The sequence below is a fragment of the Nitrosomonas halophila genome, from assembly GCF_900107165.1.
GTDB classification, from domain to species: Bacteria; Pseudomonadota; Gammaproteobacteria; order Burkholderiales; family Nitrosomonadaceae; genus Nitrosomonas; species Nitrosomonas halophila.
The window spans coordinates 1-10,309 of sequence record NZ_FNOY01000082.1; the positions used below are offsets into that span (position 1 = coordinate 1).

The 10,309-nt window shown below is 56.2% G+C and carries 10 protein-coding genes; 3 read left to right on the forward strand and 7 right to left on the reverse strand.

Annotated elements, in window-relative coordinates:
• Window positions 1–320: 320 nt before the first annotated feature.
• From BLV85_RS13135 to BLV85_RS13145, 3 genes are all read left to right on the forward strand, one after another.
• On the forward strand, window positions 321–671 hold the full coding sequence (locus BLV85_RS13135) for a TraR/DksA family transcriptional regulator (RefSeq protein ID WP_090415692.1): 351 nt from the start codon (window positions 321–323) through the stop codon (window positions 669–671).
• Entirely contained in the window at window positions 671–1,318 is a 648-nt protein-coding gene (locus tag BLV85_RS13140; protein ID WP_090415693.1) for a class I SAM-dependent methyltransferase, read from the forward strand. Before BLV85_RS13135 ends, BLV85_RS13140 begins: the two co-directional genes overlap by 1 nt.
• Window positions 1,319–1,529: 211 nt before the next feature.
• The gene (locus BLV85_RS13145) at window positions 1,530–2,132 is read left to right on the forward strand and encodes a methyltransferase domain-containing protein (RefSeq protein WP_090415694.1); all 603 of its coding nucleotides are present in this window, start codon (window positions 1,530–1,532) and stop codon (window positions 2,130–2,132) included.
• A 235-nt stretch (window positions 2,133–2,367) separates the two neighbouring features.
• Here the strand turns inward: BLV85_RS13145 and BLV85_RS13150 are convergent, their stop codons facing one another.
• From BLV85_RS13150 to BLV85_RS13180, 7 genes are all read right to left on the reverse strand, one after another.
• Window positions 2,368–3,063 (reverse strand): RNA ligase family protein, encoded by a 696-nt coding sequence (locus BLV85_RS13150; RefSeq protein ID WP_090415695.1) that lies wholly within the window; start codon window positions 3,061–3,063, stop codon window positions 2,368–2,370.
• A gap of 10 nt (window positions 3,064–3,073) precedes the next feature.
• Window positions 3,074–3,601, reverse strand: a complete 528-nt coding sequence (locus tag BLV85_RS13155) for a hypothetical protein (RefSeq protein WP_090415696.1) — start codon at window positions 3,599–3,601, stop codon at window positions 3,074–3,076.
• Window positions 3,598–4,887 carry an AAA family ATPase gene (locus BLV85_RS13160; RefSeq protein ID WP_090415697.1) on the reverse strand — a complete coding sequence of 430 codons (1,290 nt, stop codon included), beginning with the start codon at window positions 4,885–4,887 and terminating at the stop codon, window positions 3,598–3,600. Before BLV85_RS13160 ends, BLV85_RS13155 begins: the two co-directional genes overlap by 4 nt.
• A 325-nt stretch (window positions 4,888–5,212) precedes the next feature.
• A complete protein-coding gene (locus BLV85_RS13165; protein ID WP_090415698.1) occupies window positions 5,213–6,136 on the reverse strand; it encodes a histone deacetylase family protein in 924 nt (307 codons plus the stop codon).
• A gap of 121 nt (window positions 6,137–6,257) precedes the next feature.
• On the reverse strand, window positions 6,258–7,718 hold the full coding sequence (locus BLV85_RS13170) for a catalase (protein WP_090415699.1): 1,461 nt from the start codon (window positions 7,716–7,718) through the stop codon (window positions 6,258–6,260).
• 140 nt (window positions 7,719–7,858) lie between these two features.
• Complete coding sequence (locus tag BLV85_RS13175) at window positions 7,859–9,181, reverse strand: DUF3422 family protein (protein ID WP_090415700.1); 1,323 nt, start codon at window positions 9,179–9,181, stop codon at window positions 7,859–7,861.
• Window positions 9,182–9,217: 36 nt separating this feature from the next.
• The gene (locus BLV85_RS13180) at window positions 9,218–10,018 is read right to left on the reverse strand and encodes a sulfite exporter TauE/SafE family protein (protein WP_090415701.1); all 801 of its coding nucleotides are present in this window, start codon (window positions 10,016–10,018) and stop codon (window positions 9,218–9,220) included.
• Window positions 10,019–10,309: the final 291 nt, after the last annotated feature.

The following is a 10,309-nucleotide window of genomic DNA, read 5'->3' on the forward strand; positions in this document are numbered from 1 at the left end:
TTCTGCTTCCGAGGCGCTTTCCCTGCTCTTCGCTGGGAAACTGCCTGATTTTATGTTGCAGAATGACTGAGAGAAAGAATACGCTGAATAGTTACCCCATTTCATGACGTTACCAGACCCGGCAGCATGATTGTTGCCGGCCTCGGCAAAGCGGCCTCATTACTGGTGACTCGGTCCAACAGCAGCAATGATCGTCATGCGGCGCTCCGGGCGGCCGTTCTCAGCCATGTGCAGATATGTTGACGCGTGACAAAACGATGCGATGGATTCAAGGAATTATCAAACCGGAAACGTCTCATCAATCATAGCAAAACCCAAGCATGCATAAACAAGCACTCGAAAATTTCAGATCCAGACTCGAGCAAATGCGCGAGGCACTGCATGCCGGCGAGGATGCCAGCCGCGAAGCGGCAAAACCGGTGATACTTGATCAAGCCAGCGTCGGCCGGTTGTCGCGTATGGATGCGATGCAGGGGCAGGCCATGGCCATTGAAACACAACGGCGACGTAAAATTCTGGCCGGGCGTATTGAACGAGCGCTTGCCAGAATTGCCGCCGGGGATTATGGCGTATGCCAATCCTGTGAAGAGGCTATCGATCCACGTCGGCTGGAAATCGATCCGACCGCTTCGCATTGCATTGCCTGCGCCAGCGAGCACGAAACACGCTGATGCGCTGTCCGGTCTGCAACAACGAGGGCTGCAGAGCTTTTCTGTCGGTGGATGACCGCGACTACTGGCGCTGTGAGGCATGCCTCGCGACCTTCCTCGACCCATCGCAACGCCCTTCCGGTCAGGATGAACTCGCGCAATACCGCCTCCACCGCAACGATCCCATGGATGCCGCCTATCGCGCATTTCTCGATCGGGCTGCCAGCCCGCTCTTGGAACGTCTGCCACCCGCCCGGCAAGGGCTGGATTTTGGTTGCGGACCAGGGCCGGCACTGGCAATCATGCTGCGCGAAGCGGGGCACACTGTCGCGTTGTTCGATCCCTTTTTCTATCCCGATCCGGCAGTATTGGCCAACACATACGACTTCATCACCTGCACCGAGGTTGCCGAACACTTTCATCGGCCCGCGGAAGAATTCAGCAAACTCGATGCACTGCTCAGTCCCGGCGGCTGGCTGGCATTGATGACGACGCTGCAGCATGACGATACAAAGTTCGCCAACTGGCATTACCGGCGCGACCCGACGCACGTGGTGTTCTACCGCGAGGCGACGCTGCGTTACTTGGCGGCACAGCACGGCTGGCATTGCGAGTTGCCGTTCCAGAACGTTGCGTTGATGCACAAACCCGTCACCGAATCCTCTTGAAAATACCAGTTGTACAGGCAGAAATATGCGGGTTTTAAGCCACGGGGTATGGCACAGCGCTGCGGCAGGATTGCCCCATGCCAAGGCGTTGTCACGCCGTTATCTGGCTTGCCGCCTCATTCCTCAGGACAAATCTGGAAACGACCACTTGTGCTGTTCATCACAACATATTGGCGATATAACATAGCGCCCAGCTTGAAATTTCAGAATTATGGCCAGCAACCTGCACGAGGAACGCCTGGATACAGTCGTTCAATATTTACTGGAAAGTGGCGCCGCCCGTGTACTGGATCTCGGCTGTGGCCCGGGAGAATTGCTGCAGCGCCTGGTACGGCAGCCGCAATTTACCCGTCTGGTCGGAATCGATATTGACCAAACCGTCCTCCATGAAGCGCGGCTCTGCCTGGGGTTGGGCATCCCCCATCCGGCAGATCGCGTGCAGGTGCGCTACGGCTCCTTCGAGGAGGCTGATTGTGAATTGACCGGCTTCGATGCCGCAGCGCTGGTCGAAACCATCGAGCATATCGACCCCCGCCGTCTGACCCGGGTGGAACTTGCTGTGTTCGGAAAAATGCGTCCACGAACAGTACTGGTTACCACACCCAATCAGGAATTCAACATCCTGTATGGCATGCTGCCTCACCAGCTGCGGCACCCGGGCCATCATTTCGAATGGAACCGCACCCGGTTTCAGCAATGGGCGCAGGGCATCGCCGCCCGTAACGGCTACCAGGTCAGTTTCATCGATATCGGACCGGCCGACCCGCTATGCGGCAGCTCGACGCAAATGGCACGCTTTATTATATCGGTGTGATTTTCACCCGGCATTCTCGGCCGTACAGGCTGCAGCATGCGGATCTCAAAGTGCCGGACAATGCGGCAATGCCAGCCCCGTAGGGTGCACCTGTGCACCGGTTTTTGCTGTAAGGCGATTATCGCTGTGGGCCGGGTGTTTGACGGTGCACAAGTGCACCCATCTTGGCGAGGTATTCGCCACCAAGGCCAAGCGCACACTGGTCTGGAATTGACGTTTCCAAACAGCTTGTTGGTCAAAACCTGGCTGATGCCGTTTTCACCAGGTTCCATTCTATCGCCCGACTGCGCCAGTGATCATCAATTGCCTGGACAAATTCCCGGTTGACCAGTTTCGCCCGGCTTTCATTCCAGCAGGCTGAATCATGGCGCACGACGATTCCTTCGACTTTGCCGACACGGTATTGGCTTGGTGTATTTTCCAGCAAATGGATCAGTTGTGGCTGGGTCAGCACGCCGCGTTTAAGCAGTGGCACGACGGCGAGGCCCAGCTTGCCAGCCAACTGATTGCGCCGCTCGACACTCCAGAATTTGCCTGCCTCCAGATCATAGACATCGAACAGCAGAAACCAGTCGGGCAGCGCATCGTAATCCAGCGAATGCCGGGCAGCGCACCATTCGCCGAACAGCAGCAAAGCCGGCGTCAGGTGTTGCCTGAAGATGGCATCGTGCTGGCCCAGCCAGCCATTCAGCCGGGAGAACTGGCCGGCATAGGGCTGCTGGAGATATTGCCCACGATTCTGGGCCCGCAGCTGGCCGTTCTGGTCGAGCGAAATGCCGAGATTGGCGCCATCCAGTTTTTCCTCGATAAGGACTTCTGCTTGCAGCAACGCCCTCACTTCGGGTGCCGACAGCACTTTATCGTCCCTCGGCTGGCCTTCGCCTAACCAGAGTAAATGCGGGGTATGGGGAAAACGAAAAAATTCCGGCATCGCTATCTATTCACTTTTTCATTTTTTCGGCATGCTTGGCACGCGACCATTCTTCGATGATCGGCTCCAGGGACAGCCCCGCGCCAATCAGCGCCTGTTCCCAGTCATGCCAATCGGTATCACCGGCGAAGGCAATCGCGCTGTCGCCCTCCAGTTTCAGCGCGGCCAGAGCCGCCGCCACCATTTTTCGGTCGGCCAGGTCATGCACCACTCTGTCCAGCGGCGGTTGTAGAATGCCATGACCGTCCTGGTCGTAACGCACTTCGACGCTGTCCACGGCAGCGGTGCTCCATTTCTGGATCACCACCTGTGTGCCATAGTCATTAAAATCCAGATTGTTGTCATATTCCTGCGTGATCTTGCCGGCCGTGTCCAACACCAGATGGGAGGAGCTGGCTTCGAAGGCCGAGAGCCATTGCCAGATCTTGAAGCGCAAGGCAGGATCCAGCGGCGTGGCGTTCATTGCCCGGGAAGACTGCAGGACTGCCGCACTGGCCGCGACCAGCACATTGGTATCCACAATGTAACGCCGTTTCATTGGCCGGTTTGCCTCTGCTGGCGCGTAAACATCAATCGTGCCTGTTCCCTGGTTTCGCCCAGCGCATCACCGAAGAAATATTTGGGCCAGTTACTTACCCGGCCATATTCATCCACTGTCAATTTTCTCAGCATCGCGCCATCCGCTTCTCTTTCAGCAAAAAACAGCGCAATCTGTTCGGCTGACGTCTCGCGTCTGGCAATCAGCGTTTGCATGCGACGAAACAGATGCTCCGAATGGGTTTCGACGATGAACTGAATCCTGCGCGCCCTGCTCATTGCCACGAACAACTCTGCCAATACCGACTGCGCCAGCGGATGGAGGTGAATTTCCGGTTCCTCCAGAATGATGGTGCTGCCAGCGGGCGCGAAGTAAGCGACAGTCAGGACCGGCAGCACCTGCGAGATGCCTATGCCGACATCACGCAAGTTGGCGCTCACGCCAGCCTGATGCACCACGATTTCATAACGGTTGGAACGGCCCAGCTGCTTGACCTCCAGTTTGTCCGCCACCTTCATGCGGTTCAACCAGAACGACACCCCATCCAGCACTGCATTGTGCTGCGCCCCTCTGGTCAGCGCACTGGCCAACAGGGCATCGACGGCACGATGCCCATCGCTTTCAATCTGACCTGGCGTCATTTTATTCCAGACATAATCCCTTTCCGGTTTGCGTCGCAGCGGCCCGAGATAAACGATATTTTCCAGTTCACGGCGAATCGCGAGGCTTAAATCTTCCGCGATGGCGCCCACATGACCCAATACGGCAATGGCTTCCGCGGACAATGCAATCGAGCGTTCCGGTGCCAGGTGCCGGCCTTTGGCGCGTGGCAGCGCATCATCATTGACAAAAATGGCATAAGCGCCTTTCTCGCGCCGCAGCGCGCGAAAGCGGTGCCCGCCAGTAGATAACGCCAGGGTTTGAATGACTGCAGCCCCGTGGGTTGTTTGCCCATAACTGCAGGCAAACTGACCGCTCTCAATGCGCGACTGCGGATCCGCCTGAAATGCGAACTCGATAGCGAACTGACGCGGAGATTGCGTGCCGGACTTGAGTATATCGTTGAAGCTTCCAAAATTGAAATAGTCGTGGGCTTCATCTGCCCCCAAGTTGAGATGCATCGAGCGATCCGGAGAATGGGCGGTCTGTTTCAACAGCAACAGGCTCTGGATCAACGATGATTTTCCCGAAGAATTCGTACCCAGCAACATGGTAACTGGCTTGAGCGCGATCACGCCGGTTTCCTGCCAGGCCTTGAAATTGGCCAGACGCAATGCTGTCAACATGACTGGGTTCTCCCCTTGCCATCACTTGTAAGCTCTCGCTGCATACTTGCTTGCGTCATACCTGCATCGGTAAAAATATTCATACGGCAAAAAACTTGCGGCCCATCACAATCGATCAAGTGATGGCACATATTTTACTACGGCTTGTCTAGGAGGCTGTCCGAGGATAGCGATCGTAGCGAGGGCGAAGCTGGCTAAGCGGGATTTTTTGATCATTTGAGGCGAATAGTTGTTCTATTCAACGAAAAGGATCGAAAAATCCAGCCTGGCAGGTTCGTCCGCAGTAGATCAGACTATTCTTGGACAGCCTCCTAGCACCCATCAATCAACCACGGCACAATACCTGAATATGTGCCACCACACTCCGGCCGAGCGCAGCCAGATCGTAGCCGCCTTCCAATACCGAGATGATGCGCCCCTGTGCATGTTCATCCGCCACCGTTTTTATTTGTTCGGTTACCCAGGCATAATCGGATTCATCAAGATTCAGGCCGGCCAGATAATCATCCCGATGGGCATCAAACCCGGCTGAAACATAAATGATTTCCGGACGAAAAGCATTCAGGGCAGGCAGCCAGTAGCGCGTGACCGCCTGACGGAAGACTTCGCCACTCGATCCCGCCACCAGCGGCACATTGATGATATGGTCACTACTGCCCGCCGCACCGCTATAGGGATAGAACGGATGCTGAAAAGTCGAGCACAGCAGGACGCGCGCATCATTCCGGAAAATATCCTCGGTGCCATTACCATGATGCACGTCGAAATCCACGATCGCCACACGCGTCAAACCATGCTGGGAGATGGCATGCGCCGCGCCGACCGCGACATTATTAAAGAAGCAGAATCCCATTGCTTGATCACGGGTGGCATGGTGGCCAGGAGGCCGTATGCTGCAGAACGCGTTGGCTGCCTTTCCCTGCATGACCAAATCGGTCGCCAGAATCACTGCCCCGGCGGCCCGAAACGCCGCTTCCAGCGTATAGGGATTCATCGATGTGTCCGGATCCAGGCTTACCAGGCCATGCTGCGGGGCAGATGATTCGATCCGGCGGACATGACTCTCGGTATGCACGCGCAGCAACTGTTCGCATTCGGCCTGCGGCGCATCATGCTGTTGCAGCGCTGGAAAAATACCTGCTGCATCGAGCTGGCGTTTGATTGCCTCGAGTCTTTCCGGGCATTCCGGATGCCCCAATCCCATGGCATGTTTCAGACAAACCGAATGGGTTATGAATGCGGTCACCATTGTCGCTCAGGTTCTCGGTTGAGGATTATGCCAGACCGGCATAGGCATAGGCAGCCATCTCCTTGTCCGGCCTGGCAGACACTGTTTCTCGCTGGAACAAAGAAAATTCGCGGGCACACACTTACTCGGTAACTTCGTCCACAGGAATGCCGAGCGCATCGGCAATGCCTTCCCCATAGGCCGGATCGGCTCTCAGGCAGTGGGCAATATGCCGTTTCTGCACCTCGCGCGGCGTACCCCCTATGGAGCGGGCAGTATTTTCAAACAGGGCTTGCCGTTGCGCGGTGTTCATGAGGCGGAACAAATTGCCGGGCTGGGTATAGTAATCCTCATCCACGCGATGATCCCAGTGCCCTGCCGCACCCTCCAGATCCAGGCGAGGCGCCTGAAACTCAGCCTGCTGCTGCCATTCCCGATAGCTGTTGGGCTCGTATCCAAGTGTGCCGCCATAATTGCCATCGACCCGCATGGCGCCGTCACGATGATAGTGATGAAAGGGGCAACGTGGCGCATTGACCGGAATCTGATAATGATTGACGCCCAGACGGTAGCGCTGCGCATCGCCGTAGGAAAACAGGCGGCCCTGCAGCATTTTATCCGGTGAAAAGCCGATACCCGGCACGACATTGGCTGGATTGAAGGCGGCCTGTTCGACTTCGGCAAAATAGTTGTCGGGATTGCGATTGAGTTCCAGCACACCGACTTCGATCAACGGATAGTCCTTGTGCGGCCAGACCTTGGTCAGATCGAACGGATTATAGGGGCAATGCGCTGCCTCCTGTTCCGGCATAACTTGGACGCACAGAGTCCAGCGTGGATACTCGCCTCGCTCGATACTGTCATACAGGTCGCGCTGATGGCTTTCCCTGTCCTTGCCGATCAATGATTCGGCCTCGGCGTCGGCCAAATTCTGGATCCCCTGCTGACATTTGAAGTGAAACTTGACCCAGTAACGTACCTGCTCGGCATTGATGAAGCTGAAAGTATGGCTGCCGAAGCCATGCATATGGCGGTAAGTCGCGGGAATGCCGCGATCGCTCATGACAATGGTGATTTGATGCAGCGCTTCCGGCAGCAGCGTCCAGAAATCCCAGTTGTTCTGGGCGCTGCGCAGGTTGGTGCGCGGATCCCGTTTCACGGCATGATTGAGATCGGGAAACTTGAGCGGGTCGCGCAGAAAAAATACCGGTGTATTGTTGCCCACCAGATCCCAATTGCCCTCTTCGGTATAGAACTTGACGGCAAAACCACGGATGTCCCGCTCCGCGTCAGCCGCCCCCCGTTCCCCCGCCACGGTGGAAAAACGCAGGAAAAAATCGGTTTGCTTGCCAACCTGGGAAAAAATTTGCGCCCGGGTATAACGGGTAATATCCTGCGTGACCGTGAAGGTGCCATATGCGCCCGAACCCTTGGCATGCATCCGGCGCTCGGGTATCACTTCGCGGTCGAAGTGGGCGAGTTTTTCCAGGTACCAAACATCCTGCAGCAACATCGGCCCGCGTGGGCCAGCGGTCATGACATTCTGGTTATCCGCTACCGGCCCGCCAGCACTGGTTGTCAGCTTCTTGTTACCGTCATCCATGTTCTAACTCCTTCAAGAATTATCCCAGAGACCGGAGTCGGATGCGCTCGATGGGAAAGCGCCAGCAGCAATGCTGCTCGATCTGCCGCCCGTGACGGGAATGGCAAACCGTCATCAATCAGTCAATCCGGAACGACACCTCACTCACCCCCATCACCAGACTTGCTCAACATACGGCGAAATCTTCTTATCGCCAAGAAGACAATCACCACGACAAAAGGAATCGCGATCCCGGTCATCAACTCGACATTGATAGCCAGCCCGGCTGCCTTGGCCGCCTTGAAACCATAGCCCGTAATACCGAGCAAATAATAGCTCAGCACGACAACCGACAACCCTTCCACGGTCTCCTGCAGACGCAGCTGCAAATATGCACGGCTGTTCATGGACTTGAGCAAATCCCGGATCTGCGATTCCATGGAAAGATCCACCCGCGTGCGCAGCATCGACGTGGCGCGTGCCACACGCAAGGACAGGATCTCGAGTTTGGAGCGCACCAGATCAAATGTACCCATGGCGGAAGTGACGCGCTGTTTCCTGTACTCGTACAGCATCTGCAGCCCCTCGATACGCTCCTCGCGCAATTCGGCAATTCGCTGCTGCATGATGGCGTGATAGGTCTGCGAGGCGCTGAAGCGATGGCCGGACTGGGCCGAAATCTTTTCGATCTCGGAGGCCAGGCCAGTCAGCTGGACCAATAACTGCTGTTCATCTTCGATGTTATTGAGCGCCTGGTTGGATACGATCAGATCGGCCAGCTGATCTTCATATTGCTCCAATTGCGGGATGACATCCCGTGTCATGGTCAGTGGCAGAATGGCCAGCATGCGATAGGTTTCGATCTCCAGCAGACGCTGCACCAGCCGCCCAACCTGGCGGCTGCGCAGATTGTCGTCATGTATCAGAATGCGCGTGAAGCCATCCGGATGAATCTGATTGTCGCTCCAGACACTGGCGCTGCCACCGGACACCTTGGAGCCGATGACCGTATTCGAGGCAAACAGGGTGGCCAGCTCACTCAAGCTGCGGCTGGGACGCCTGCGATCGTCCAGAGCAATATGCGTGGCCACCAGCACCTCTCCCGGCAGGCTCGCCAGCCAATCTCGCGGCACAAAGGAGATGGTCGGCTTGGCAAAAGGCACATCGAATGGACCCGTGCCATAGAAGGTGTAAGTGGAATACTCGGTATGACGCTCCCAGCGCAGCCGGAAAAGACCCAGCTCGACGCTCAACTGATCAAAAGCGCCATTCAGAATCTTGACACCGAAGCGCTCACATAGCTGGATAACGAGGTGGCGCTCCCGTCCCACCCATTGCCGGTCGGACAGCAACACCAAATGGGAAAGCTGCAAGGGAATGCTCAGGAGCTCGTAAATATCCGCATTCAGTTCGGCATGCAGCATCTGCCGCTCGGAATATTCCACAATCCCCATCAGGTCACGCCTGGATAAATCGTTTGTCATAGATGATATTAATGCCTGGTCACTGAAAATCCGAAATCAATTCCAAAAATCGAGCAGCAGTTTGGTCCCCAAAAGATACAGCAACCCGACGAAAATTTTTTTGAGTGCAGCGGTTGGCAGAACATGTGCGGTTTTCGCGCCCAGCGGCGCGGTCAGCACGCTCGCCATTGCGACCAAGGCGAGTGCGGGCAAGTAAATATACCCCAATGCATATTCCGGCAACGGTTGTGTTTGTATCATACCATTGAGACCATAACCGATGGCGCTGGCCAGCGCGACCGGAAAACCGACTGCGGCCGCTGTGCCGATGGCATGGTGCATCCCGATCTGACAGGCAACCAGAAACGGCACCGTCAGCAATCCGCCGCCAATCGCCACCAGACTGGAAACCGCACCAATCAAACCGCCTGCCGCAAACATACCGGCTTTGCCCGGCAGCGAATAGCCGGCACGGGGCCTGATATTGAGCCACATTTGCGTGGCGGCGCAATAGATAAACAGCACAAAGATTATACCCAGGGTTTGGCTTGGAAGCTGGCCGGCCAGGGTAGAACCCGCCAGCGCACCCAGGATGATACCGGGCGAAATATGGCGCACGACCCACCAATTGACGGCACCATGCGCATGATGCGCACGCAGACTGGCAATCGAGGTCAGCACAATGATCGCGGTGGTGGTGCCCAGCGCCAGGTGCAGAATGCGGTCATCCGGGAAGCCAAGCGACAGGAACACGGAAGCCAGAATCGGCACCATCAGCAAACCACCACCGATACCCAGCAACCCGGCAAAAAAACCGACCACACCACCAGTCAGCAAATAAATGAACCATGCTTCCATGTCTATATCCGTAATTCAGGGACGCGCGAATTGATAGGCGCAGCGGCCACTGTTTCAAGTTTCAGGGTGCACGCGCGCGCCACGAAACGCAACAGGATTGTGCCGAGCGTCCTGCTCCCAGTCAATCTTGCGTGATGGCAAGCACTATCCACTCAAGAAAGGTGGCGTTACAGGCTGAGATTTGTAGTTATAATGACTCAACTTTAGACATCCAGCCCCCATCCTTGCGTCACCCGAACGGCGACACAAGGATGGGTAAAACTAACGAAATTGATGCTACTTGCTGCTGAC

Excerpts from the sequence above, each read along its gene's own strand:
- BLV85_RS13135 (WP_090415692.1), top strand. The coding sequence starts at position 321 with ATGCATAAACAAGCACTCGAAAATTTCAGATCCAGACTCGAGCAAATG.
- BLV85_RS13140 (WP_090415693.1), top strand. The coding sequence starts at position 671 with ATGCGCTGTCCGGTCTGCAACAACGAGGGCTGCAGAGCTTTTCTGTCG.
- BLV85_RS13145 (WP_090415694.1), top strand. The coding sequence starts at position 1,530 with ATGGCCAGCAACCTGCACGAGGAACGCCTGGATACAGTCGTTCAATAT.
- BLV85_RS13150 (WP_090415695.1), bottom strand. The coding sequence starts at position 3,063 with ATGCCGGAATTTTTTCGTTTTCCCCATACCCCGCATTTACTCTGGTTA.
- BLV85_RS13155 (WP_090415696.1), bottom strand. The coding sequence starts at position 3,601 with ATGAAACGGCGTTACATTGTGGATACCAATGTGCTGGTCGCGGCCAGT.
- BLV85_RS13160 (WP_090415697.1), bottom strand. The coding sequence starts at position 4,887 with ATGTTGACAGCATTGCGTCTGGCCAATTTCAAGGCCTGGCAGGAAACC.
- BLV85_RS13165 (WP_090415698.1), bottom strand. The coding sequence starts at position 6,136 with ATGGTGACCGCATTCATAACCCATTCGGTTTGTCTGAAACATGCCATG.
- BLV85_RS13170 (WP_090415699.1), bottom strand. The coding sequence starts at position 7,718 with ATGGATGACGGTAACAAGAAGCTGACAACCAGTGCTGGCGGGCCGGTA.
- BLV85_RS13175 (WP_090415700.1), bottom strand. The coding sequence starts at position 9,181 with ATGACAAACGATTTATCCAGGCGTGACCTGATGGGGATTGTGGAATAT.
- BLV85_RS13180 (WP_090415701.1), bottom strand. The coding sequence starts at position 10,018 with ATGGAAGCATGGTTCATTTATTTGCTGACTGGTGGTGTGGTCGGTTTT.